Source organism: Enterococcus sp. BSD2780061688st2 D3 (genome assembly GCF_005844145.1).
Classification (GTDB): domain Bacteria; phylum Bacillota; class Bacilli; order Lactobacillales; family Enterococcaceae; genus Enterococcus_B; species Enterococcus_B durans.
Genome location: NZ_SPHN01000008.1, coordinates 1 through 24,931, shown reverse-complemented (window position 1 = coordinate 24,931; position 24,931 = coordinate 1). Strand labels below are relative to the sequence as shown.

Sequence of the window (24,931 nt, the reverse complement as noted above, 5' to 3'; positions counted from 1 at the left end):
ATGTTGATAGAAAACCTGAACGACTCAAAGACAGCTAAATCTCGCAAATGACACTCTTGCAAGATTTAGCTGTCTATTTTACGTGTTCTGTTCACCAATTTTTATGAATACTTAAGAAATCTTCCGGAAAATCTTGATATTTATGATTGGTTGATCGTACATGATTTCAACATCATCGATCAAGCTTCCCAACAAATGATAGTCTTCACGGTCGTGAGAAGGACTGCCTAACAATTCTTGATAGTAGATATCCATGCTTGGATCCCGAGGAGTGTCTAAAAGCTTTGCCAGCTCGGATAGATCATTTGGCTGTTCAGCAATTTTTCCCTGTATTTCAACAAAAAGCCCTTCTTCGGTGTAGTCAAGTCCAATGCGTATTTCTGTTATATCATGTGAGTACAGATACGTAAGAAACTCATCAATGATCCTTTTTGATAATTCTTTTTCCAAATAAATTCTTTTCCTTTCTAACGACAGTCAAGCTGTCTAAAATAGGTACAAGAATACCTGCCACGAATCCCGTTGAGAATCCGCTATTATATAAACTTAATCCCCCATGCAAAGTGTTGACATTGTGGACTAAAGCAATATGTAAAAATCCAGCGAGTACACCGTAAATACTGCCGTAAAATCCACTGATAGGTGCAAGTCCGGTACCAAAAATTGCCGCTACGATCATCGTTGTTTGATTCACTTTGTATACTGTACCAAACAAAGAGGCCAAATAGATACCAACTAAAATAGGAAAACAGTTTTTTAAATGACTACCGAAAGCACTGAAACCAGCGACGGACAAGATTGCTCCAACGATCGGACCATTTACTTTGCCGCCAATCAGTAAAACATACACGCAAAGCATCGAACCTACAAGCCCCATGTTGATCAACGTTGCACCAATTCCAGAGATTGAAATGAAATCAGTTGTTACTTTTCCCGAGGTTTGGAAAATTGCCCGCATGCCTGTCAGTTTAAATGAATTGAAGAAAAAACCACAGATTGCAGTCAAAGAAAAGAAAATAAGCATGATCATGGTCAAGCTACGATGATAGTCTGTAGAAAGGACTGAGTGTGATTCAATTGAAAAATTAAATAATCGTAGAATACTGGTAATAGTCATTGCAATCAATCCCGAAGTAAACCCAATATTGTAGAGAGTAAAACCTCTGTGGAAAATCAAGGTTTGTGCTGCTAATGGTGGTAGTACAAAACCAATGGCAATCCCTACAAGGTTGCCTAACAACATTCCTGTCAATAACGGTAAAGACATGCCAAATGTAATGTAACTAACAACAGGCGATAGTGCACTAGCAAATAGACCTACCATGATATATTGTGAGAAAGGCTTGTGGACAAAACGAGCATAGAGATAGACACCTAAAATAATCGAAATTGAATTATAGAGATTTTTTCCAAAAAAGGAAAAACCTGTAACGGTCAAAATCGAAGCAAACATTGGACCATTCAAATTGACATTATGCCGATACGCTAATAGAATTGAAAGCAAAGTTAACGTACCAACATTTATAAATGCGCTTCCAAAACCGCCTAAAGCTAAATAATCGGTCAGAAGATTACTTGGAGAAGTGATGATCGTATATAAACCCTTGATATTTTTGATAGGATCAGCAGAAATCAAACCGATAATCAGGAAAAAAAGTCCGGTAAACGTTAAATAAAAATACTTCTTCTTTTGTGAAATGATTCTTTTCTGAGGATGAATATAAATAACGTTAGTTTCGTTGTCCATTACACACCTTCTTTTTCTTTTTCTTTAACTATAACGTGAAATAAAAGTTTTGGTCAACTCTGATTTACATTTATATCAAATTTTGTAAGGGTAACCAGTAATTTTGCCAATTTTTAAATAATTATGTGTAATTGTTAAAAAAAAATAAGAAAAAAATTTAAAATATAACGTTTTGAGTAAAATGTTTGCAAAAAACATCCAAAATCGGTTACAATAAAACAACATATATTGCAGTAAGAAGTGGGGGAGTTTTAATGAGAAGAAAAGTCTATACAAAAGATCAAATTCTGAAAGCTGCTTATGATGTCGTTGCAAAGGAAGGTTTCAAAGGCTTTACTGCTAGAAACATTGCGAAAAAAATGGGTATCTCTACTCAGCCGATCTATCTGGAGTTCAAAAACATGGAGGATCTCAAGAATACTTTGTTAGACTCTATTTTTGAACATCTTAAAGAAACGGTTTTCCCAGTAGAGCGAACAGGGGACAAAATCATTGACCTTGGTTTGAATTACATTTACTTCGCAAAGAAGCAACATAGTCTTTACATGGCTTTGTACATCGATGAGCATGGGGATGGTCAAAAAATGCATGATTTCTCTTATAATTATTTCCGAGAAATTGTGAAAGAAGACAAACGATACAATCAATTATCTGATGAATATATTGATGCACTCCATACAGGAACATGGATTGCCGTAACTGGTATCGCATCATTGATGTCTTCAAATATCATGCACCCAACAGAAGAGCAAATCATCTCATTCATCAAACGAACAATCGATTCAATTTTAGCTTTAGAAGATCCTGAACAAATCAGATAAAACGAGTAACTACTTTACGTTATCTTACACAAGACTCATTCAAACATTCTTTTGTCAGTTGTTTGACCAAAAATGGTCTTCATTGGGAGTGGGAAAAATGATTCTTGTGTTTTTGTCTATACCTGCATGAAAAAATTCATAGAAATAAAAAAACGGACTTGACATTTGTTCCGAAAAGTTTAAAAATAATACGTACGGAAGGTTGGCAGAGTGGTAATGCACCGGACTCGAAATCCGGCGAACCGGCTAATACCGGCGCGCAGGTTCAAATCCTGTACCTTCCTTATTCATTATCCTATAAAGAAGCAAAAACGTTGATATACAAGTGACAGCTTGCAACGTTTTCGCTTCTTTTTCTTTGTGTGAATACGTCTTTGAATACGTTCTGCTTAAATATCAATATATTTTGCGAATTGCGCTGCTGTTTCTTCTTTTCTTTTGTCTGTAATATGAATATATAGATCCATAGTAATTTGAATAGAAGAGTGGCCTAAACGCTCTTGCACATCTTTAATATTTGCACCAGCTTCTAAAAGCAAACTAGCATGTGTATGTCTAAGACCATGAATAGTAATTCGTTTAAGATTATTTTACATGACGAGTACGGAATCTACTAATCGCTCCTGTAAAGTAAGAATTAAAAAGAGGTTGGGACAGAAGTGTTTAACTCCGAGAAATAAGCCGAAATTCACGAAAATTGTTTTTCAAATTTTTGTGAATTTCGGCTTATTTCCGAAGGAGTTGCTTCTGCTCCCACCGTTTATTCGTTTTTAAAGAATAAGACAAAATTATTTCTTACTTTTATCCCACTCTCTTTCTAGTAGATTTACACATCTGATATTAACGAAGAACTGTTTAGTTTCCATTGTAAGTTCCATCTTTGCTGAACAAATAATAGATTAACATTCCCAAACCGATGAGGGCAATGATACTTCCTGCAATCGGGACCCAGTTGGCATATTCTTCTGCTAACATAAGTATCGCACCACCAACAAACATGAAGCCAGCTGCTAATAAATTTTTCATTTTGGTTAACCTCCATTCTTGTTGTTTATCTATAGAGTAATAAATAATCTTCATTTGATCTGTCCCTGAACGGCTTGATGAGAGCGCTTTATTCTATTGTACAGTGGCCAGCTACTCAGAGCAAAAATTTTGTACCAGATTGTCAGGATTCGAACCAGCGAGCTATTGAGTAAAAGTTCGTCTAACTCAGCTGATAGAGGAGGTGCGAAAAATTACTTTTTCAGTGTCCAAAATCGGAGTAGATCAATTTGAAAGCTGATACATAAATCATACGAGATATTGAATTGTCATAGATGTAAATTGTATTCATGATTAAGTAACAAGGATTATTTTTAAAACCTGGAATAAAAGATAGCGCCGTAGCAAAAAAAGTGGTAAATTAGTTGACGAGCCTTCTTTTTTTTATAAGATAAATGTAAGGTTTCAATTTATTTTCATGTGACGAAAGTGTAAGGGTGTAATTACTCGTTCTATGCGTGTTTACTATGATAAGATGCACATGAACGGATATTAATGAGTGTAACTATTTATTTAGGATGTGAAAAATAGATGTGCGGAATTGTAGGATTTGTTAATAACAAAGATAATAAAAAAGCAATAGTGAATGCAATGATGGATCGAATCGTTCATCGAGGACCAAATAGTGCTGGAGAATATATTGATCAATCTGTTGCTTTGGGTTTTAGACGTTTAAGTATCATTGACTTGGAAGGCGGTTCACAGCCTATTTATAATGAAGATCGTACGAAAATCATTATTTTCAATGGTGAAATTTATAATTACCAACCTTTGAGAGAAGAATTGATCAAGGCAGGTCATATTTTCCAAACCCACGCAGATACAGAAGTATTGTTGCATGGATATGAAGAATGGGGTACTGATCTTTTACAAAAAGTACGTGGGATGTTCGCATTTGCTATTTGGGATAATGAAAAAAATGAATTATTTGGGGCACGTGACCATTTTGGTATCAAACCTTATTATTATGCTGAAATGAATGGAACATTCATGTTTGGATCAGAAATAAAGAGTTTTTTACCACATCCAGATTTCAAAAAAGAATTAAATAAATCAGCGTTGAAACCATATATGACTTTTCAGTATTCACCATTGAATGGCGAAACATTTTTCAAGGGTGTCCACCGCTTACCAGAAGGCCATTATTTTACGTATAAAGATGGACAACTGGATATCCAACAATATTGGGATGCCGACTTTGAAACAAAAGGAGAGCATTCAAGACAAGAATGGATCGACAAGATTGATGAAACAGTGCAGTCTTCTATTGCAGCACATAAAATAAGCGATGTAGAAGTCGGTTCATTCTTATCTAGTGGTGTTGATTCTAGTTATGTGACTTCAGTGCTTAAACCAGATCATTCGTTTTCTATTGGATTTGATGACAAGACTTATAACGAAGCAATCGAAGCGAGAAAGTTGACTGAGCGTTTGGATCTAGATAATACCGCGGCTGTGATCGATGGCGATATGTCCTTCAAGGCTTTTCCTTTGATCCAGTATCATTTAGATGAACCTGATTCAAATCCTTCATGTGTGCCGCTCTATTTTTTAGCAAATCTAGCATCGCAAAGTGTGAGAGTTGTCCAATCTGGTGAAGGCGCAGATGAACTATTTGCTGGCTACCAAACGTATGGATTCCATACTAATTCAAAATTTATTCGTGTAATTGCGCAAGGATTGAAAAAATTGCCTAAAGGAACAAGATATAATCTTGGTCGTAAAATTGGGAAAATGAAAAATTTCCATGGGAGAATCCATTTATATGAATCTCTAGCACCTGCTAAAGAATATTTTATCGGGCATGCACGTGTATTTGAAGAAGCGGAAGCTGCAGATATTTTAACTGATGATTTCCAACAAGCACCAACAGTCAAAGATATTATGGCTGCTCATTATGCGAACACAGATAAAATTGCTGATGAGGTCAATAAAATGCAGTATGTCGATCTTCATCAATGGATGCCGAAGGATATTTTGCTGAAAGCTGATAAACTTTCAATGGCAAGTTCTCTGGAAGTCCGAGTGCCTTTATTGGATATCGAAGTCATGAAACTGGCACAACAGATTCCAAGTAAATATCTGTTGAATCAAAACAACACGAAAGATGTTTTCCGCCAAGCAGCGAATAAACATCTACCAGAAGAATGGTCGAACCGAGTGAAATTAGGCTTCCCTGTACCAATCAAAGCTTGGTTAAAAGAAGACCATGGCTATCGACAAGTAAAAGAATTATTTGAAGCAGATTTTGCGAAAGAATTCTTTGATCAAGAAAAAATCATGAAGTTATTGAATGATCATTATGAAGGCCGTAAAGAAGAACAACGGAAAATTTGGACGATTTTCAGCTTTTTGACTTGGTACAACGTGTTCTTTGTTGAAGAAACAGTTCCTCAAGCAGAAGCAATTGATTATGTAACTGTCTGAAGCAGAGTTTTTTCCTGACAATTATTCAAAGTGAAAGAGGCTGGGACAGAAGTGTTTAACTCCGAGAAATAAGCCCACATTCACGAAAATTGCTTTTCAAATTTTTGTGAATTTCGGCTTATTTAAGAAGGAGTTGCTTCTGCTCCCACCGTTTATTTGTTTTTAAAGCATGAGACAAAAGTGTTTCTTACTTTTGTCTCATGCTCTTTTTGCTCAATGATATCCAACTGATGGGGTTAATCTCCCCCCATCCACGTCTAGTAAAAAATCAAGGTGTATCGGTTGGTGTTAATTCTTTTCAGCAGAATAGCTGATTTCTTTTTCTTTGCTGTCATCTTTTTTGTAGATAGTCAAAGTTGTTTCTTTATTTTGAGCGATCTCTTTGCCTTTTTCAATGGCTTCTTTTTTTGTTGCAAAGCGTTGACTTGCTTTTTTTGCGCCATCTGATATGACAATCCATTGATCCTCTTCAAATCTGATGTTCACATTGGCATTGATCAACTTTGATGCTCGTGGATTTTTTTCGTGTTTGTCTGTTTTAGAGGGATTTTTTTCTTCTGAAAATTCTTTTTTCTCTGATTTGTCGGCATTTTCATACCATTCCTTTGCCTGTTTGATCGCAATAGGGATCGCTCGGTCATCTGGATATCCATCAGCTAATAACGCATTGCCAATAGCAATGGCTTTTTTTCGAACAAGTTCTTCTAGGTTTTTCATTGAAGGTGGGTAGTCTGTCATATTCCATGGCATGAATGTTTCCTCCTTTAAATGATCGTATTCTTCTTGCATTTCCTTCTATAATCCATAGTGTAAACGTAAGCTATAAAAAAGAAAAAGAATTTGTTTACAGCATCATGACTTATTCTTTCTTCGTCAAGTAAATCTACTTAACAAATTTCAGGAAAAGGCTAGTAATCTGGTGAAAATCATGGTAAGATAGTCAAGTCTGAGAGTCATCTTAGAGGATTCTAGTAAAAATGGGAGGGAAAAACATGCGCGTAAACATTACTTTAGAATGTACTTCTTGTAAAGAACGTAACTATTTGACAAGCAAAAACAAACGTAACAACCCTGATCGTTTGGAAAAACAAAAATATTGCCCACGCGAACGTAAAGTTACTTTACACCGTGAAACTAAATAAGCATAAATAAAGTTCTTGTTCATTTGGATATGATGGATAAGACTTAGCAAAAAAGGACTGGACATCTGAGGATGGTTCAGTCTTTTTTGCTTAATAACTGGTTATTTTTTCGATAAATGTGTATGCTTTTTATAGCATACCGGAGAGGATGAGACAGATGTTTATTTCAATGTGGGCACAAGATAGAAATGGGTTGATCGGCAAAGATGGGTTACTTCCATGGAAATTGCCTAATGATATGCGTTTTTTTAGAGAACATACAATGAATAGAATATTGGTGATGGGGAGAAAAACCTACGAAGGCATGGGAAAATTGTCCTTACCCTACCGAAAGATTATCGTCTTAACAAGCCAAACTGATTTTAAAGTAGAAGAGAACGCAGAAGTGATGCATTCAATTGAAGAACTACTTGCGTATGCGAAGAATTGTTCAGAGGATATTTATGTATCGGGTGGCAGTCGGATTTTTCAGGAATTATTACCAGAAACTGGGATTATTTGGCGTACATTGATTGATGCTACCTTTGAAGGAGATACATTTATCGGTGAAATCGATTTTTCCGATTTTGATCTGATGGAAGAACATGTGGGCATAGTTGATGAAGAAAATCAGTATCCTCATCGTTTTCAGAAATGGCAAAGACGAGTGGCGGAGGCTGAATGAGGCTGGGACAGAAGTGTTTGATTCTGAGAAATAAGAAGAAATTAACGAAAATTGCTTTTCAAATTTTTGTGAATTTTGGCTTATTTCCGAAGGAGTTGCTTCTGCTCCCACGCTCATCATGTTTAAAATGCCTAATAGAACATGCGCAGTATTGAAGTATTTTTATCAAAATGCAAAAAAAAATGATTTTGATGCGTAACAGAGAAACCAAATTTTGTATCTTTCTTTGAGCAATCATCTGAAATTGCTTGATTTTGATCCTATAAACGATCGATCATTTGAGAAAAAGCGAATAAGTTAATTGATTTTGAAAAAAATAGAAAAAGAGCCTTGGACCAATGGAATTTTTCCTTAAAAGTTCGATTGAATCATCGAATGATACGGAGAAATATTTCATTGGAGACAAGGCTTTTTTCATGATAGTGATTCTTAGTTTAATCGCTCTTTGATATCGTCGACCATTTGTTCACTCGCAATAGGACCATTGTATAGCCAACTTGATTCAGGGCCAAACTCTAATACATTGTTTGCTTTGACTGCTTTAAGATTTTTCCAAGTGGCTTCGTTGAACATGTCTGCTTTTTTATCACTGTTGACTAAAATAATATAGTCTGCATCTAATTCTGCTAGTTTTTCAGAAGAAACAGCAGACCAATCAGAAGTGGCTTCTTTAGAAACTTCTGCAACTAGAGGAGGGACTCCAAACTGCAAATCACCGTAGACGATTCGTCCGCTTGAACGATTTTCGCTTACCATGAAAGCAGAATTATTGGTTACCCATAAGACTGCAGCTGTTTTGCCATTGATCTTATCTGCTAATTCGGTGCGTGTCTCTGTGACTTTTTTCTGGTAATCAGAGATGATCTTATCTGCTTGTTCCTTTTTATCAAGGACTTTTCCGATATCTTTCAGTTGTGTTTCCCAAGTGACCTCTGTGCCATTTTCTACGACGTAGGTTGGAGCAATCTTAATATATTGATCGTATTTGCCACCTTCAACTGTAGCAGAAGAGGAGATTAGTAATAGATCAGGTTCAAAACTCAAAACTTTCTCGTAAGGGAGGTCATAGGAAATGGTAGGAACACCTTTAAGCTCGCTTTGCAGATAATCTTGGATTGAGCCACTGCCAACTGTCCACTGTGCTACTGGTTTTTCTCCTAATGCAATCAGATAGTCTTCCAGATAACTACCGATGATTCGTTTCGGTTGATTGGGTATTGCGACTTTATGACCTAAAGTATCTGTTACAGTATGCGTTGCGTTAGTAGATTCTGTTGTAGAAGTCTCGGCTGTTTTTGTTTTGTCTGTTGACGAACAGGCTCCTAAAAGACCAATCAACAATAAAGTACTAGTGATTGTACATAATTTAGTTTTTAGATTCATTTTTTTCCTCCATCTTTAATTGAGAATCTTTCTCATTTGCTATTATTCATGATAATAGAAGTGGTGTCAACCGTTTTTAGAGAAGTTCTAAGGGGCAAAGTAATGCTTGACGAATTTGTGAAGTGCCTTCATAATTGAGAATGATTTTCAATGGAAGGGTGAAAAAAATGACAATACTGGAAGCCGTTGATATTTCGACAGGTTACCTGAATAAGCAGATCAGTGAAAAATTATCTGTTAAGATCCCTGAAGGAAAAATTACCAGTTTAATTGGACCAAATGGTAGTGGTAAATCCACTTTATTAAAAAGTTTTACACGAATTCTTCCCGTTCAAAAAGGAAAGATCATGGTAGCGGGTTCTGATATTGCGACATATGCACCAAAAGAATTAGCGCGAAAGATTTCATTGCTGGCACAAAGTAGTGAGCATCCTTTAGGCATGTCGGTAGAAGAAGTTGTTTCATATGGACGTTATCCTTATCGAAAACTTTTTAGCGGAATGAATGAAAAGGATCTCTCTGCGATCGATTGGGCATTAGAGGTCACTCATTTGTTGGAGTTTCGTGAAAGAGATTTAGCTAGTTTATCTGGTGGACAAGCGCAAAGAGTTTGGATTGCCATGGCGTTGGCGCAAGAGACGGATATTTTGATCTTGGATGAACCAACCACGTATTTAGATCCAGCCCATCAATTAGAAATCTTAGAATTGTTAGTAGAAATCAATCGTGCAAAGCATACGACCATTTTGATGTCCATCCATGACATCAATCATGCTTCACGTTTTTCAGACTGTTTGATTGGGATGAAGGATGGAAAATTGGTGGTGCAAGGAACGCCAGCAGAAGTAGTCACAAAAGAATGGATGCGTGAAATCTTTGAAATTGATGCACAGATCGTCCAACTTCCAGAGACGAATAAACCTGTCTTTCTATCTTACGATTTGATGACTAGTCGTAAGGAGGGAGAAAAGTGAAACAGAAAAGAAAAGTTTTTACGCTTGTATTGTTTATAGTAGCCATCTTCATTATTTTTGTGATTTCTTTATCAAATGGGGCAGTGTCTATCGGCTTCTCCAATTTGTGGCGGGCAATTTTTCAGTTTGATGCTAGTGTTCAAACACAACAGATCATACGAACGATTCGGCTCCCTAGAATCTTAGGTTCTTTTTTGGTGGGAAGCTGCTTTGCACTTAGTGGTGCGTTGATGCAAGGGGTGGCTAGGAATAATTTAGCGGACTCTGGATTACTTGGTATCAATTCGGGGGCATCGTTAGCAATGGCAGTCAGTTTTATTTTTTTGCCAAAAACATCAGCATTTGGTGTGTTCTTGATTTCGTTATTAGGGTCGTTCCTAGTTACGTTACTTGTATTTTTTTGTTTGAGTCTTTCTAGAGTGGGGATGAATCCCATTCAGCTTATTTTAATTGGCGTGGCAATTAGTTCCTTTTTTACTGCTATTAGTCAAGCATTGACCCAATTGTTTAATCTTCAACAAGATTTGGCTTTTTGGTTTGTCGGAGGAGCTGCAAACATAACTTGGCAGCAGCTAAAAGTGATTGCGCCTGTTTATATAGTGGCAGTTGGTTGTTCGTTTGTACTAGGTAAATCTGTTTCTTTAGTAAATCTAAGCGAGGCACATGCTTTGGCTCTTGGAGGACATCCTAAGCGGACTAGGATCGTCGTATTTTTATTAGTAGCTGTTTTAGCAGCCATTGCAGTTTCACTGGTAGGTCCAGTATCATTTATTGGCTTGATGGTGCCTCCGGTGGTTCGAGGCTTAGTTGGTTCGGATTATCGGTATGTCTTACCTGCATCATTCTTATTAGGTGGGGGATTCGTGATGTTTGCGGATTATGTGGCGCGAATGATCAATCCTCCCTTTGAAACTCCTTTTGGTCTAGTGGTTGCATTGATTGGTGTTCCGTTCTTATTGTTTCAAGTTAGGAGGGAACATGCATGAAAAAGATCCAATATGCTATCTTTTTATTGTTTTTTTTACTTGTCATTACTTCACTAGCTAGTCTGATGATCGGCACTCCATTTATTTCTCTAGATCAAATTTTCGACTTGATGGTAGGAAAAGGGCAAGCTCTCCATTCTTTGGTGGTGTCTGAATTTCGGCTGCCTCGCTTATTGATTAGTCTTGTTGCGGGTTTGAGCCTTGGGGTGTCCGGTTACTTACTACAAGGAGTGACTAGAAATGAGTTAGCGGACTCTAGTTTATTAGGAATAAACGCGGGTGCGGGATTTTTTGTGATGCTGTATCTAGGATTCTATGCAAATGACTCTTCCCCGTTTTTATTGTTATTGGTAGCTTTTTTAGGAGGCGCTTTTGCGGCGTTCTTAGTATATGCCGTTGCCCATAAGCGGAATGGACTGCTTGGCATGAACCGCATTTTACTGGCAGGTATCGCTGTGAATGCAGGGTTATCTGCTTTGATGTTATTGTGTACGATCAAGTTGTCAAAAGAAAGCTATGGATTTGTTAATTCTTGGCTAGCAGGTTCGATTTGGGGAGCAAGTTGGCCATATGTATGGGTATTGATCCCTTGGGCAGCTGTTATACTCATTCTTACGGTATTTTTCAGTGGCCGGATCGGACTATTATCCTTAGGGCAAGAAAGAGCACGTAGCTTGGGCTTGAATGTAACAAGAAGTCAGCAGATTCTTTTATTACTTGCTGTCGCTTTAGCTTGTGGAAGTGTTGCTGTCGCTGGTAGTCTTTCGTTTGTCGGTTTACTTGCACCCCATGCAGCAAAACTAATCGTGCGACGAGAAAATCAATGGTCATTTCTTTTAAGTGGATTATTTGGCGCACTTTTTGTCAATAGTGCTGATAGTATTGCTCGAATCATTCTACCAAGCGGAGAAATCCCTACTGGAATCTTGATTGCCATCATTGGCGCACCTTATTTCTTGTATTTACTCTTTTCCAAACAAAAACAGATTCTAAGTTGACCTAGCTTTAAGAAGAGTCTAGTACAAAAATGTTTGTTTCCGAGGACTAAGAAAAGATTTGTGAAATTACTTTTCAAATTTTATGGATTTTGGCTTATTTTCGAAGGAGCTGCTTCTGTTTTGCTGTTTATCTGTATTTGAAGAGGTCGAGACAAAAGTCGTTTAGGTTTGAGAAATTGGAGAGAAAAACGGACAATACGTTTTTTGTATTGCTCGTTTTTTTTAATTTCCGAAAAAACTGATTTTTAGATTTGTCCCACATGCTCTTCTTTTTAAAGAAACTGCATTTATTTGAAAAGTTAAATTGCTATTTTGAGCATTTTCCGCTACCATTTTAACAAGAGGAAGGGTGACTTTTTTGGAACGTACAAAAGAAGACCTGCGGAAATTTGGTATACAACAACTGCAAAGGATAGCCGAGAGTGGCGAGAAAGAAGCAAAAGAACGAAAGCTCTATCAAAAATTGTATGAAAGCAGCAAGTGGCAAAAGGCAAGAACCATTGGGCTAACAATAGCAAATGGCTTTGAAATTTCGACCCAACCGCTTATTGAATCAGCTCAAAGTGCAGGGAAAAGCATCGCTGTTCCGAAAACACTACCTAAACGTCAAATGGCCTTTTATCAGGTTGATCAAGAGACAACATTTGAAAAATCAAGTTTTGGTGTGTTTGAACCAATTTCTGATCGGTATTATTCGCCAAATGAAATTGACTTGCTGATTGTCCCGGGGATCATTTTTCATGAATGTGGGTATCGCATCGGTTTTGGCGGAGGATATTATGATCGATATTTGCAAAATTACCCCAATGCGACGTGCAGCCTTGTTTTCCATGAACTTATCAATAACGAATGGCTCCCTGAAAGTTTTGACAAAAAAATCCAACAACTATTTACGGATGTTTAAAAGGAGGATTTCATGAATTATCAACAACAGATAAAATTAAAGGCTTGGTTAAGAAGGCCGATCATCACTTACTTTTTCTTGGCAATCCAGACAATCGTATTCTTAGCGATGGAATTCATCCCATCAAATAATATTGCTGCATCTATGGGAATGTATGGACCATTCGTCGTTTATATGAATGAATGGTGGCGATTCATCACACCTATCTTTATCCATTTTGGTCTGATGCATTTTGCCATGAATTCATTGATTCTCTATTTTATGGGTGAACAAATTGAAACGCTCTATGGGCATTGGCGCTTTTTTATAATCTACCTATTCAGCGGAATCATGGGGAATGCAGCTAGCTTTGCGTTCAATCAAGCCGGCGTCCTTTCTGGTGGGGCAAGTACCTCATTATTTGGATTGTTTGGCGCATTATTCATATTAGGTTTTCATTTCAAAAATGATTATCAGGTAAGACAAATGATTCGTCATTATATGCTGTTTATTGCGATGAGCTTTGTTTTTGGTCTCATGGATACATCGGTGGATATCTGGGGACATGTGGGAGGAATCATTGGTGGTTTGCTTTTAGGGAATTGTTTAGGTTTACCCAAAAAAATGACCGATTATTCGATCCATCAGCGAATACTTTCACTTCTAGTTTTTGGATTTCTTTTAATAATATGTGTTTTATTGGGTTTAAAAAAATATGGATTACTTGTATAATATGAAGGAAGTGCTTAGAGATGGAGAGCTTGTATGATGTGCAACAACTATTCAAAAGGTTTGGCATCTTTGTCTATGTGGGGTCACGTATCTATGATATTGAGTTGATGACGATCGAATTGAGGAATCTTTATGATAATCGGTTGATCGATCATGATACATACATGACAGCGTGGCATATACTGAAAAGAGAGCACCGAGTAGAAGAAAGCCGAAAGAAAGGAAACTTGTAATGGACAAAAAAATTATTGGGATTGATTTAGGTGGTACAACAGCAAAATTTGCAATTTTAACACCGGAAGGAGAAATTCAACAAAAGTGGAGTATCGATACCAATATTTTGGATGATGGCACGCACATCATTCCTGAGATTGTTGAATCAATCAATCATCGTTTGAATTTATACAACATGAAAGCTGAAAATTTTATTGGGATCGGTATGGGGACACCTGGTAGTGTCGACAGCGATGCTGGGACAGTCATTGGTGCCTACAATTTAAACTGGACTGAACTTCAATACGTAAGAAAGCAAATTGAAGAAGGTACAGGAATCAAATTTGCAATCGACAATGATGCCAATGTGGCAGCTTTAGGTGAACGATGGAAAGGCGCTGGGGAAAATGACCCAGACGTTATCTTCGTTACGTTAGGAACCGGTGTGGGCGGTGGTATCATAGCTTCTGGCAACTTGATCCATGGCGTTGCTGGTGCTGGGGGCGAAATTGGCCATATCACAGTTGATCCAGAAGGTTTTGAGTGTACTTGCGGTAAACGTGGCTGTCTTGAAACAGTCTCAAGCGCAACTGGTGTGGTTCGTTTAGCACGCTTCTTAGCCGAAGAATACGCTGGTGACTCAACACTTAAAAAGATGCTTGATGATGGTGAAGAAGTGACAAGTAAAGACATCTTTGAATTGGCAGAGGGCAATGATCCTTTTGGTTTGATGGTTGTAGACCGCGTATGCTTCTACTTAGGTTTGGCTTGCGGCAATCTAGGGAATACAATGAACCCTTCAAGCATCGTTCTAGGTGGGGGCGTTTCAGCTGCAGGTGAATTTTTACGCAGCCGTGTCGAAAAATATTTCAATCAATTCACATTCCCACAAGTAAGAGAATCAACAAAAATCAAATTAGCGGAATTAGGAAATGAAGCCGGTGTGATCGGTGCTGCTTCATTAGCCTTGAAGTTTGCTTAACAAAGTGGAGGAATTACATGGTTTTATGGGTTATTAACATCGTATTGCTACTAATTATTCTTGCAATCGTATTTTGGGAAGTCTATTTGCGAGTAATGGCAAAACGTTCTGCGAAAACGCTGGAAGAAGAAGAATTCCGAGAAAACATGCGAAAAGCACAAGTCATTGATGTTCGTGAAAAAGATGTTTTTGATGCGGGACACATCCTAGGCGCAAGAAACATTCCTTATACAGTTTTGAAAGATTCACTAGGATCGATTCGTAAAGACCAACCAGTGTACATTTATGATCAAAAGAAAAGTTTAAGCATACGTACAGCAAATAAACTAAGAAAAGCTGGCTACAAAGATATCTATATCTTAAAAGGTGGATATGATGGTTGGTCAGGTAAAGTAAAAAGTAAAAGAGTGTAACATTTCTTCAATACTTGAAGGAATCAGTAAAGATCCTTTTAAAAAGTCTGAGTATCTGAAAATATTTTTTATATTTTCAAGATTCTTAGACTTTTTCTTTATGATCAGTTTTTGTAGGATTGGACAAAATCGACTATGATTTGAATCATTTATGCTATGATCGAAATAGAAGAGGAATGTGGAGTCAATGATTAAATTAAAGAGAATTTATCAAGAAAGAGAAGAAAATGATGGGGTTCGGGTTTTAGTTGATCGCATATGGCCTCGAGGAATATCGAAAGAAAAAGCACATCTTGATTTGTGGCTCAAAGAAGTTGCACCGAGTACAGAATTAAGAAAGTTTTTTGGACATGATCCAAAGCATTTTGCAGAATTTTCTAAACGATATAGCGAGGAATTGACAAAAGAGGAAGAAAAACGGATAGCAATCACCCAGTTAAAGTTGCTTCTTGAAACTTATCCGGTAGTGACGCTAGTCTATGGCGCAAAGGATGAAAAACAAAATCAAGCGGTCGTATTGAAAGAATATCTTGAGAGGAGTATCGGTGGATGAAAATTGGCATTGTAGGCGGTGGACCAAGAGGATTGAGCATGGCTGAACGATTGTTGCGCAATGGGGCAAATGAGCAAGCACTTGAACTTATTCTATTTGATCCAGTAGGACCGGGCGGCAGAGTCTGGCGACTTGATCAACCCTCTGAATTACTAATGAATTCTGTATCTCAACAAGTGACACTTTTTACTGATGAAACGTTATCAAGCGGAGGAGTTATTTCACCTGGTCCCAATCTTTATCAATGGAGTAAGACAAACGCAGTTGACTTCATTGAACAGCAAAATATACCAATGAAAGCTGAGTTTATCAAGGAATCAAGGGAGTTAAAAAAGGATGAACAATGTTCCCGCTGCTTTTACGGACTTTATCAGCACTGGTTTTATACACAATTAAATGAAGCATACCCCAAAAATCTGACTTTGGTCAAAGGGCTAGTTACTGAAATCCAAAAAAAAGAGCAGCAGTATCAACTGGAGACGGACAAACAAGTATTTATGGTAGATCAATTGGTTTTGGCCACAGGACATTGGGAAAATGAACTGACTGGGGAAGAGAAGAAACTTTATGATCACGCAATGAAAGAGTACTTATTCTATCAGCCCCCTGCAAATCCTGCAGACGTTCCTGTTCAATCGATCCCATCAAAAGAAAATGTCATTTTGAAAGGATTAGGATTAAGTTTTTTCGACTACGTAGGGCTGTTCACAATTGGCCGTGGCGGTTATTTTGAAGATAAAGGGGAAAAATTGATTTATCATCCTTCTGGGTTGGAACCAGTTGTCTATTGCGGTTCGAGAAAAGGACTTCCTTATTTTCCTCGGGGAAAGAACCAAAAACAGGGAGGTGCTATGGCTTTGCCAAGATTGATCACGAGAGAAAATCTGTCAAAGCTGTATCATTCGAAGAAATTGACAGGAACCTTATTTTTTGAATTATTGAAAAAGGATACAGAATTGTTCTATTACAAAAAAATCATTGAAGAATATCAGCTAGAGATTTCAAGTGCGGTATTTGAGCAAGACTTTCTTTCTGATAAAGAAGAGCTGTGGCAACTGAAGTACCCTGAGCTAATGTCTTATCACTGGTCGTGGGATTTCTTTGCTGACCCATTGAGTTCTAGTCAAGATTTTATACCAGCAAGCAGACAGTTTATTGCATATCAGATCAATGAAGCTTTAAAGGGAAACTGTACAGGTGCGATTGCGTCGACATTCGATGCATTGAAAGATTGGCGTGATCCGATACGGCAAGCGATCGAATGGGAAATTTTTACAGTAAAGGAATATGAAGAATTGTTATGGGGTTGGTTCACTCGTCTGAATGCGTTTCTTACGATTGGCCCACCAGCAGTTCGAACAAGAGAACTAGCTGCTCTGATTGATGCCGGGATTTTTCACTTGGTCGAGCCCCCTATTGATATCCGTATGTCAGAAGGCTGTTTTTCTGTAGATTGTAAAGATGTAACGGTCAAAAGTAGGTTTTTGATTGAAGCACGTGTACCTAAAAATGACCTCCTTCACACAGAAAACCCAGCTTTAAAGAGTCTAAGAAATAATCAGCTTATTCGTTCGTATACTTATCAAGACCAGAAAAAACAGTACCATACAAATGCAGTTGATGTCATTCGAGGAACAAACCAAGTTGTGAACCAAAAAGGAAAGATAGAGGAGACGGTTTATTGTATCGGTATCCCAGTTGAAGGCGTAGATTGGTTGACGGCTGCCGTTTCAAGACCTTACACTGATCCTTGGAATTTAAGACAAATCGACCGAATCGCACAACATATATTGCAGAGTAAAAGGATATAAAAAAAAGACCTAAAAGTACGACTCTTTTAAGAAAGGGCGTCTCTTAGGTCTTTTCTTAAAGAAAAATTAGCGAGAAACACGTTTACGCATTGCTTTTTTTCGATTTTCTTCGATCATTGCTTCCTTCTCATCGATTGGATCAATGACTGTTTTTTTGACTGAAGCGACTAAACCAGCAACTGCAGCAGCTGTTGCAAGACTACCTACTAAAATACCTGATACAAATTTTTTCATCTCAAACACCTCGTTTATTAGTTGTTACCTCTATTATGGAACAAAATGGAAAAAAAGACCAGTCTGAGGTCTAAAAACTGAAAACCTTTGCAATTAATGGTTGAAAAAATTTACTAAATGTTTTATTATAAATTTACTAAATAAAAAAGAAAGCATTTTACAAGAGGATGGGACAGAAGTGTTTAACTCCGAGAAATAAGAAATTAACGAAAATTGCTTTTCAAATTTTTGTGAATTTCGGCTTATTTAAGAAGGAGTTGCTTCTGCTCCCACCGTTTATTCGTTTTTAAAGAATGAGACAAAAGTGTTTCTTACTTTTGTCCCACGCTCTTCAAGAAGTAAATGTTTGATTAAAAAGAAGAAAAAAGGAGTGGGCATATGTCAATTTTAGTTTTAGGTGGTGCAGGTTATATTGGTTCCCATGCTGTGGATCAATTAATCAATAAAGGCTATGAAGTAATCGTGGTGGATAATTTATTGACTGGTCACAAAGCAGCGGTCCATCCAGATGCACGTTTTTATGAAGGCGATATTCGCGACAAAACTTTTTTGAAATCTGTTTTTGAAAAAGAAACGATTGAAGGAGTTCTTCATTTTGCTGCTAGTTCATTAGTAGGTGAGTCAGTCGAAAAACCGTTAAAATATTTCAACAACAATGTCTATGGTATGCAAGTGTTATTGGAAGTCATGCATGAATTTGATGTTAAAAATATCGTATTCTCTTCGACTGCTGCAACCTATGGCGAGCCAAAAGAATTCCCGATTACAGAAAGTACCCCAACGAATCCTAAAAATCCTTATGGTGAAAGCAAACTGATGATGGAAAAAATGATGAAGTGGTGTGATAATGCCTATGGAATGCGGTATGTCGCTTTACGCTACTTCAATGTGGCTGGTGCTAAATCGGATGCCTCTATAGGAGAAGATCATACACCAGAAACCCATTTAGTTCCAATCATCTTGCAAGTAGCGTTAGGCCAACGTGAAGCATTAGCTATTTATGGGGATGACTATGATACACCAGATGGGACATGCGTCAGAGATTATGTACAAGTAGAAGATCTGATTGCCGCACACATCTTAGCTTTAGAATATCTAAAAGCCGGTAACGAAAGCAACTTCTTCAATCTAGGAAGTAATCAAGGCTATTCAGTGCAAGAGATGCTTGAAGCAGCTCGAGAAGTGACAGGAAAAGAAATTCCAGCAAAAATTGCTCCTCGACGAGCAGGCGACCCAAGTCGATTAGTCGCTTCAAGTGCAAAAGCACAAGCGATTTTAGGTTGGCAGCCGAAATTTACAGACGTGAAGGAAATTATTAAAACTGCTTGGGAATGGCATGTCAGCCATCCTAATGGTTATGAGGAGTAGAGGAAAGATGACAATCAGTCAAACGATTTGCGATTTTACTACGTTAGCGATCGAAGCGGGTGGGTGGATGGAGATGGACCGGATCTATCTACAAAACAGGATCAACGGTATGATCGGCGAAGAGGCAATGGATGTGTACCAAGTGCGTTCCGTCAATGAGGATTCAGTGGATTTATTGGATCGTTTAGTCGAGCAAGCACAAAAAAATGGAATAGTTTCTGACTTAACAGCGGAAAAAGAAATTTTCGAAGCACAATTGATGGACTTTTTGACTCCTCCACCTTCTGTAGTCAATGCATTTTTTGCGCAACATTATGCCAACGACCCTGAAGAGGCAACGAACTATTTCTTTGATTTGAGCAAGCGAAATGACTACATCAAGACCCGAGCTATCGCAAAAAATATCCAATATATCTACCCATCAGATTATGGCGAGCTGGAAATCACGATCAATTTATCGAAACCTGAGAAAGATCCAAAACAAATTGCAGCTGAACGACAAGCTGCGAAAGTTGATTACCCTAAATGTATGCTGTGTATGGAAAATGAAGGATACAAGGGGCGCTTGAATTATCCAGCGCGGACGAATCATCGGATCATTCGTATGAACTTGGATGGCGAAAGCTGGGGATTTCAATACTCACCTTATGCTTACTACAATGAGCATTCGATCATTCTTTCAGAAGAACATCGGCCAATGAGAATCACGAAGGAGGCTTTCGCTCGTTTACTGAAGATTACCGAAGTCTTGCCACACTATTTTGTTGGTTCAAACGCTGATTTACCGATCGTAGGGGGATCGATCTTATCTCACGATCACTATCAAGCAGGACGTCATGAATTTCCAATGGCAAAAGCGCCAATAGAAAAATTGATCAAATTATCTGATTATCCGCAAGTAATTGCTGGAATCGTCAAGTGGCCGATGTCTGTGATCCGTTTACAAGCGACAGATCGACATGTATTAGTCGAAGCGGCTACAAGCGTGTTGGGAAAATGGAAGAACTATTCTGATCCAGCAGTAGAAGTCAATGCATTTTCTCCAGATGGAACACCACACCATACGATTACACCGATAGCAAGAAAACGGGATAACTATTATGAACTTGATTTAGTGTTACGTGACAATAATACGTCAGAAGAACATCCAGAAGGGATCTTCCATCCGCATCGGGATATCCAACATATCAAGAAAGAAAACATTGGCTTAATCGAAGTCATGGGGCTAGCAGTTTTACCGCCACGCTTAAAACCAGAATTAGCAGAGGTTAAAAATTATCTATTAGGAAAAGACCATCATATTGCGGATTATCATGTGGAATGGGCGGATCAGCTCAAAGCTGAACACCCAGAATTGACTGAGAAATCAGTGGACAATATCGTCTTTGAAGCAGTAGGAAAAGTTTTTGCACGTGTATTAGAAGACGCGGGTGTTTTCAAACGTGATGAAGAAGGACAAGCTGCTTTTGAACGCTTTACTGCAGGGTTATAAGAAAATGGATGGAAAACGGAGAGGAGGGAGAGACAGTGGCAACAATTAAAGATATTGCTCGGTTGGCAGGTGTTTCTCCTGCTACCGTTTCGAGAGTTCTTAACTATGATAGCGAGCTGTCAGTTGCTTTAGAGACAAAGAAAAAAATTTTTGAGGTCGCAGAAAGTTTGAATTATACGAAGCATCTTAGAAATGGTTCTGCAAGCAAACAAACTGTGCGTCTGATCCAATGGTACAATGATCAGGAAGAATTAGAAGATCTGTATTATCTTGCGATCCGTCTGGGGATTGAGAAGAAAGCGGAAGAGTTGAATATTGCGCTACTAAAAGAAACGTGGGATTCGGTAAGTGAGAAGCCAGCAGATGGAACAATTGCTTTAGGTAAGTTCGATACACATCAATTAGTGGAATTGAAAAAATCACAAGCGAACCTTCTCTTAGTTGATTCAGATGGGACCAATCACGGTATCAATTCTTTGATCGTTGATTTCTCTTCAAGTATTAAAAAGATCATTGATTATTTCAAAAATCAAGGGGCAAGGGAGATCACGATGCTTGCTGGCAAAGAGTATACAAAAAAGAGCCGCCAAAGAGTCAGTGATCCGAGGAGCAGTGCATTCAAACAGCTTATCGCTGCAGAGGGATTACAGGGGACAATTATCGAAGCAGATTTTTCCGTAGAATCCGGGTACCAAGTGATGAAGGAACATTTAGAAAATCATCAGAAATTTCCAACTGCGCTGTTTGCGGCAAATGATGCATTAGCGATCGGTGCATTAAAAGCTATTACGGAAAAAAATTATAGAGTTCCACAAGATATTTCGCTGATTGGTTTTAATGATGTCAGTGTAGCAAAATATGTTTCTCCGCCACTTTCAACGGTGAAGGTCTATACAGAATGGATGGGAGAGCTTGCCGTTGAAACACTGGTTCAAGGGATGAATGAAAAATCTCCTGTTTCAAGAAAGATAATTGTCGGAACGGATCTCATCTTGCGAGGATCGACGAACCCAATCAGTAAGTAATAGAATAAGTATAAATAAGAAAAAGAGTTGTGTATTTGTTACACCTTTTTTTCTTTTTTTGCTGAAATTCTTTTTTCTTTTCTTTGCTAGAAGTATGCTACAATATAAAACGACAGTAGTAAGTAGAAAGGAATAAATAAATGATTACATTAGGAATAGATACAGCCAATCAAACTTTAGCAGTTGGAGTGATCGATGATAATCACATTTTGGGTCAGGTACAAATCAATGTAAAAAAGAATCATAGTATCAGCTTGATGCCAACTATTGATCAATTGTTTTCAGCAATCCAATTGACACCCGATGCAGTTGATCGGATCGTTGTTTCGGCAGGACCTGGCTCCTACACAGGATTGCGGATCGGTGTGACTACAGCTAAGACATTAGCATATACATTAAAGAAAGAATTAGTCGGCGTATCAAGTTTGAAGGCTATTGCAACAAATTGTAGCGGAATTGAAGGGCTTATCGTGCCTATTTTCGACGCAAGAAGAAAAAATGTCTATAGTGCAATCTATCGTCAAAAGAATGGGAATCTTGAAACAGTGTTAGCAGATACACATATCTCGCTAGCAGAGCTGTTTGACCATTTAAAAGGATCGAATGAATCTATTTTGTTTGTCGGGGAAGACTGCCAAAAGTTCTCTGCAGAGATTGCTGAAAACTTACCAGAAGCAACAATCAATCGCCTTGCGGAATGGAACATACCTAATGGAGCGACTATAGCTAAAATGGGTGCCGCTGATGATCCTGTTGAAGATATCCAAAACTTTTTACCGCGCTACTTAAAGAAAGTGGAAGCAGAAGAAAAATGGTTAGAGACTCATAGTCCCGGAGAAGAAAGTTATGTTGAAAAAATTTAAAGCATATGCCAGAAGTTTGTTCTACGAAAAAAAGAGTTTCTCAACGAAAACTGTAGAAATAAAAGGACAAGCCTATCAGTTCAAAGAATTGAATCCGAATGATGTGAAAGATTTATTAGCGGTTGAACGTGCTGTATATGACGGAGAGCTGCCTTGGACAAAAAGTGCTTTTTTATCAGAAATGAAATCGCCTTTTTTAAATCTATATCTGGGAGTGTTTCAGGGAAACGAACTTATAGGCTTTATTGGTGCAAGAATCTTTGGGTTTGATTGCCATATCACGAATATTGCTGTTATCCCAACTTATCAACGAAAAAATCTTGGAACGAAACTGATTGACGAAATAGAAGATTTTGCTATAATGAATCGCTGTGAGACTCTTTCTTTAGAAGTCAGGATCAGTAATCAGGATGCGCAAAGACTCTATCGAAAATTAGGGTTCCAATCACGTAAAGTAAGAAAAGGCTACTATACTCAAACGAACGAAGACGCTTTAGACATGGTAAAATTTTTAGAAAATGAGTGAAACTAGTGATTTATAAAAAAAATAAGTTTAAACCAGAAGAGTTGGCGGAATGTTTATGGACCCTTTGCGAAGAAGCTTATGAATATGGGTCGCCTTGGACGAAGCGTCAGTTTTTAGCAGATATCCTTCAGCCGCATACTGATTATTGTATATTAGTCGAACATTCGACAATTCAAGGGTTTCTAAGTTATTCTAACGTAATGGATGAGACGGAAATCACAAATATCGCAGTGGCAAAAGCGATGCAACATAGAGGTTGTGCGCGAACTCTGTTAAGATTTTTATTGGCTGAAGAGAAAAAAGCGGGCACGTATACAGTCTTTTTAGAAGTAAGACTATCCAATACACCCGCCCGAAAACTTTATGAATCAGAGAAGTTTCGGATGTTAGGTAAACGAAAATCTTATTACCACAATCCGGTAGAAGATGCGATTATTATGAGTACAAAGTTAAAAACGGAGACGATAAAATGAATGAAGAATTGATTCTGGCAGTTGAATCAAGTTGTGATGAAACGAGCGTAGCGATCGTAAGGAACGGAAACGAGATCTTATCGAATATTGTTGCCTCACAAATAAACAGCCATAAGCGGTTTGGCGGTGTCGTACCTGAAGTTGCAAGCCGTCATCATGTAGAACAGATCACTTTATGTATTGAAGAAGCAATGACAGAAGCGAAAGTCACAGTTGAAGAGTTAAGTGCTGTAGCAGTTACGTATGGACCAGGTCTAGTCGGTTCATTATTGATTGGAATTTCTGCTGCTAAGGCATTTGCTTGGGCAAATCATTTGCCGTTGATCCCTGTCAACCATATGGCAGGTCATATCTATGCTGCTCGGTTCGAAAAACCATTTAAATTTCCATTACTTGCGTTACTAGTCAGTGGTGGACATACAGAACTAGTTTACATGCAAGAAGATGGCGACTACGAAATCATTGGAGAAACGAGAGATGATGCAGCTGGTGAAGCGTATGATAAAGTAGGTCGTGTCTTAGGCTTGAGTTATCCAAGCGGCAAGGAAATCGATCAACTAGCCCACCAAGGTCAAGATGCGTATCACTTTCCACGAGCAATGATCCATGAAAATAACTATGATTTCAGTTTTAGTGGGTTAAAAAGCGCATTTATCAATCTTGTGCACAATGCAGAACAACGTGGTGAAAAACTTGATAAAAATGATTTAGCTGCCAGTTTTCAGGCAAGTGTGATCGACGTTTTGGTAAACAAAACGATTCGAGCCTGTCAAGAGTACCCTGTGAAGCAACTAATCGTCGCTGGAGGAGTAGCCGCTAATCAGGGATTAAGAGAAACACTTGAACAAACGCTAACTGAAACCTTACCAGAGATAGAATTATGTATCCCACCATTAAGACTTTGTGGGGATAATGCAGCAATGATCGGAGCAGCTGCACATGTCGAATTACAAAAGAAACATTTTGCAGACTATCGATTGAATGCAGACCCTAGTTTGATATTGAATTAAAACGTATCTATCAAGGCTTTGCCGCTCCCACCGTTTATGCGTTTTTAAAGAACGTGGAACAAAAGTGTTTCTTACTTTTGTTCCACGTTCTTTCCTACGTTTAGTCAAGTACTTTTTTCTATTGGTTTTTATCAAGAAAAAAGTATACGAAATAAGCCTAATAAATT

General features: G+C 38.0%; 28 protein-coding genes and 1 tRNA gene. 22 read left to right on the top strand and 7 right to left on the bottom strand.

Annotated elements, in window-relative coordinates; translation table 11 throughout:
- Positions 1-111: 111 nt before the first annotated feature.
- Complete coding sequence (locus tag FGQ66_RS07855) at positions 112-450, bottom strand: hypothetical protein (RefSeq protein WP_005879463.1); 339 nt, start codon at positions 448-450, stop codon at positions 112-114.
- Complete coding sequence (locus tag FGQ66_RS07850; RefSeq protein WP_113845821.1) at positions 419-1,747, bottom strand: DUF1576 domain-containing protein; 1,329 nt, start codon at positions 1,745-1,747, stop codon at positions 419-421. The genes FGQ66_RS07855 and FGQ66_RS07850 overlap by 32 nt, the downstream gene beginning before the upstream one ends.
- Positions 1,748-2,001: 254 nt before the next feature.
- Between FGQ66_RS07850 and FGQ66_RS07840 the strand changes: the two genes are divergently transcribed.
- Positions 2,002-2,568: a TetR/AcrR family transcriptional regulator gene (locus tag FGQ66_RS07840; protein ID WP_005879467.1), complete on the top strand. Its 567-nt coding sequence runs from the start codon at positions 2,002-2,004 to the stop codon at positions 2,566-2,568.
- A gap of 196 nt (positions 2,569-2,764) precedes the next feature.
- Positions 2,765-2,852 (top strand) — tRNA-Ser (locus FGQ66_RS07835).
- 105 nt (positions 2,853-2,957) lie between these two features.
- Here FGQ66_RS07835 and FGQ66_RS07830 read toward each other — a convergent pair.
- The gene (locus FGQ66_RS07830; RefSeq protein ID WP_373171280.1) at positions 2,958-3,137 is read right to left on the bottom strand and encodes a tyrosine-type recombinase/integrase; all 180 of its coding nucleotides are present in this window, start codon (positions 3,135-3,137) and stop codon (positions 2,958-2,960) included.
- Between the two features lie 286 nt (positions 3,138-3,423).
- On the bottom strand, positions 3,424-3,594 hold the full coding sequence (locus FGQ66_RS15160) for a hypothetical protein (RefSeq protein WP_005879469.1): 171 nt from the start codon (positions 3,592-3,594) through the stop codon (positions 3,424-3,426).
- Positions 3,595-4,143: 549 nt separating this feature from the next.
- Here FGQ66_RS15160 and asnB point away from each other — a divergent pair.
- Entirely contained in the window at positions 4,144-6,039 is a 1,896-nt protein-coding gene (asnB, locus tag FGQ66_RS07820; protein WP_081134961.1) for an asparagine synthase (glutamine-hydrolyzing), read from the top strand.
- A 288-nt stretch (positions 6,040-6,327) separates the two neighbouring features.
- Here the strand turns inward: asnB and FGQ66_RS07815 are convergent, their stop codons facing one another.
- Positions 6,328-6,789, bottom strand: a complete 462-nt coding sequence (locus FGQ66_RS07815) for a DUF2188 domain-containing protein (protein WP_138302119.1) — start codon at positions 6,787-6,789, stop codon at positions 6,328-6,330.
- A gap of 227 nt (positions 6,790-7,016) precedes the next feature.
- On the opposite strand from FGQ66_RS07815, the gene rpmG reads away from it, so the two are divergent.
- Together rpmG and FGQ66_RS07805 are read left to right on the top strand one after the other, a co-directional pair.
- On the top strand, positions 7,017-7,181 hold the full coding sequence (gene rpmG / locus FGQ66_RS07810) for a 50S ribosomal protein L33 (RefSeq protein ID WP_002320810.1): 165 nt from the start codon (positions 7,017-7,019) through the stop codon (positions 7,179-7,181).
- Positions 7,182-7,338: 157 nt separating this feature from the next.
- A complete protein-coding gene (locus FGQ66_RS07805) occupies positions 7,339-7,845 on the top strand; it encodes a dihydrofolate reductase (protein WP_138302118.1) in 507 nt (168 codons plus the stop codon).
- 429 nt (positions 7,846-8,274) lie between these two features.
- Here FGQ66_RS07805 and FGQ66_RS07800 read toward each other — a convergent pair whose 3' ends face one another.
- Positions 8,275-9,228: an ABC transporter substrate-binding protein gene (locus FGQ66_RS07800; RefSeq protein WP_138302117.1), complete on the bottom strand. Its 954-nt coding sequence runs from the start codon at positions 9,226-9,228 to the stop codon at positions 8,275-8,277.
- A 167-nt stretch (positions 9,229-9,395) separates the two neighbouring features.
- On the opposite strand from FGQ66_RS07800, the gene FGQ66_RS07795 reads away from it, so the two are divergent.
- The 10 genes from FGQ66_RS07795 (at position 9,396) to FGQ66_RS07750 (ending at position 17,773) form a co-directional block, all read left to right on the top strand.
- The gene (locus tag FGQ66_RS07795) at positions 9,396-10,202 is read left to right on the top strand and encodes an ABC transporter ATP-binding protein (protein WP_138302116.1); all 807 of its coding nucleotides are present in this window, start codon (positions 9,396-9,398) and stop codon (positions 10,200-10,202) included.
- Positions 10,199-11,188 (top strand): FecCD family ABC transporter permease, encoded by a 990-nt coding sequence (locus tag FGQ66_RS07790; RefSeq protein WP_138302115.1) that lies wholly within the window; start codon positions 10,199-10,201, stop codon positions 11,186-11,188. The genes FGQ66_RS07795 and FGQ66_RS07790 overlap by 4 nt, the downstream gene beginning before the upstream one ends.
- Positions 11,185-12,186 carry a FecCD family ABC transporter permease gene (locus FGQ66_RS07785; protein WP_138302114.1) on the top strand — a complete coding sequence of 334 codons (1,002 nt, stop codon included), beginning with the start codon at positions 11,185-11,187 and terminating at the stop codon, positions 12,184-12,186. Before FGQ66_RS07790 ends, FGQ66_RS07785 begins: the two co-directional genes overlap by 4 nt.
- 358 nt (positions 12,187-12,544) lie before the next feature.
- The gene (locus FGQ66_RS07780; RefSeq protein WP_171024584.1) at positions 12,545-13,090 is read left to right on the top strand and encodes a 5-formyltetrahydrofolate cyclo-ligase; all 546 of its coding nucleotides are present in this window, start codon (positions 12,545-12,547) and stop codon (positions 13,088-13,090) included.
- Between the two features lie 12 nt (positions 13,091-13,102).
- Positions 13,103-13,801 carry a rhomboid family intramembrane serine protease gene (locus tag FGQ66_RS07775; RefSeq protein ID WP_005879488.1) on the top strand — a complete coding sequence of 233 codons (699 nt, stop codon included), beginning with the start codon at positions 13,103-13,105 and terminating at the stop codon, positions 13,799-13,801.
- A 20-nt stretch (positions 13,802-13,821) separates the two neighbouring features.
- Positions 13,822-14,034 carry a YqgQ family protein gene (locus tag FGQ66_RS07770; RefSeq protein ID WP_005879489.1) on the top strand — a complete coding sequence of 71 codons (213 nt, stop codon included), beginning with the start codon at positions 13,822-13,824 and terminating at the stop codon, positions 14,032-14,034.
- Positions 14,034-14,996: an ROK family glucokinase gene (locus FGQ66_RS07765; protein WP_005879491.1), complete on the top strand. Its 963-nt coding sequence runs from the start codon at positions 14,034-14,036 to the stop codon at positions 14,994-14,996. The genes FGQ66_RS07770 and FGQ66_RS07765 overlap by 1 nt, the downstream gene beginning before the upstream one ends.
- Positions 14,997-15,013: 17 nt before the next feature.
- Positions 15,014-15,409, top strand: a complete 396-nt coding sequence (locus tag FGQ66_RS07760; RefSeq protein WP_005879493.1) for a rhodanese-like domain-containing protein — start codon at positions 15,014-15,016, stop codon at positions 15,407-15,409.
- Between the two features lie 187 nt (positions 15,410-15,596).
- Entirely contained in the window at positions 15,597-15,962 is a 366-nt protein-coding gene (locus FGQ66_RS07755; RefSeq protein ID WP_005875980.1) for a DUF488 domain-containing protein, read from the top strand.
- The gene (locus FGQ66_RS07750; RefSeq protein ID WP_138302112.1) at positions 15,959-17,773 is read left to right on the top strand and encodes an FAD/NAD(P)-binding protein; all 1,815 of its coding nucleotides are present in this window, start codon (positions 15,959-15,961) and stop codon (positions 17,771-17,773) included. The genes FGQ66_RS07755 and FGQ66_RS07750 overlap by 4 nt, the downstream gene beginning before the upstream one ends.
- A gap of 66 nt (positions 17,774-17,839) precedes the next feature.
- Here FGQ66_RS07750 and FGQ66_RS07745 read toward each other — a convergent pair whose 3' ends face one another.
- Complete coding sequence (locus FGQ66_RS07745; RefSeq protein ID WP_002288457.1) at positions 17,840-18,007, bottom strand: DUF3042 family protein; 168 nt, start codon at positions 18,005-18,007, stop codon at positions 17,840-17,842.
- A gap of 378 nt (positions 18,008-18,385) precedes the next feature.
- On the opposite strand from FGQ66_RS07745, the gene galE reads away from it, so the two are divergent.
- The 7 genes from galE to tsaD all read left to right on the top strand — a co-directional run bounded on the left by galE (position 18,386) and on the right by tsaD (position 24,764).
- Positions 18,386-19,375, top strand: coding sequence for a UDP-glucose 4-epimerase GalE (gene galE, locus FGQ66_RS07740; RefSeq protein ID WP_113845810.1), 990 nt, complete (start codon positions 18,386-18,388; stop codon positions 19,373-19,375).
- A gap of 7 nt (positions 19,376-19,382) precedes the next feature.
- Positions 19,383-20,867, top strand: coding sequence for a UDP-glucose--hexose-1-phosphate uridylyltransferase (galT, locus tag FGQ66_RS07735; RefSeq protein ID WP_138302111.1), 1,485 nt, complete (start codon positions 19,383-19,385; stop codon positions 20,865-20,867).
- 35 nt (positions 20,868-20,902) lie between these two features.
- On the top strand, positions 20,903-21,892 hold the full coding sequence (locus FGQ66_RS07730) for a LacI family DNA-binding transcriptional regulator (RefSeq protein ID WP_113845806.1): 990 nt from the start codon (positions 20,903-20,905) through the stop codon (positions 21,890-21,892).
- Between the two features lie 140 nt (positions 21,893-22,032).
- A complete protein-coding gene (tsaB, locus tag FGQ66_RS07725; RefSeq protein ID WP_113845804.1) occupies positions 22,033-22,755 on the top strand; it encodes a tRNA (adenosine(37)-N6)-threonylcarbamoyltransferase complex dimerization subunit type 1 TsaB in 723 nt (240 codons plus the stop codon).
- A complete protein-coding gene (gene rimI / locus FGQ66_RS07720) occupies positions 22,739-23,281 on the top strand; it encodes a ribosomal protein S18-alanine N-acetyltransferase (protein ID WP_005875967.1) in 543 nt (180 codons plus the stop codon). The genes tsaB and rimI (FGQ66_RS07720) overlap by 17 nt, the downstream gene beginning before the upstream one ends.
- 5 nt (positions 23,282-23,286) lie before the next feature.
- Positions 23,287-23,754, top strand: a complete 468-nt coding sequence (gene rimI, locus FGQ66_RS07715; protein WP_171024587.1) for a ribosomal protein S18-alanine N-acetyltransferase — start codon at positions 23,287-23,289, stop codon at positions 23,752-23,754.
- On the top strand, positions 23,751-24,764 hold the full coding sequence (gene tsaD / locus FGQ66_RS07710; RefSeq protein WP_005875963.1) for a tRNA (adenosine(37)-N6)-threonylcarbamoyltransferase complex transferase subunit TsaD: 1,014 nt from the start codon (positions 23,751-23,753) through the stop codon (positions 24,762-24,764). Before rimI (FGQ66_RS07715) ends, tsaD begins: the two co-directional genes overlap by 4 nt.
- The last annotated feature ends 167 nt before the right edge of the window (positions 24,765-24,931 follow it).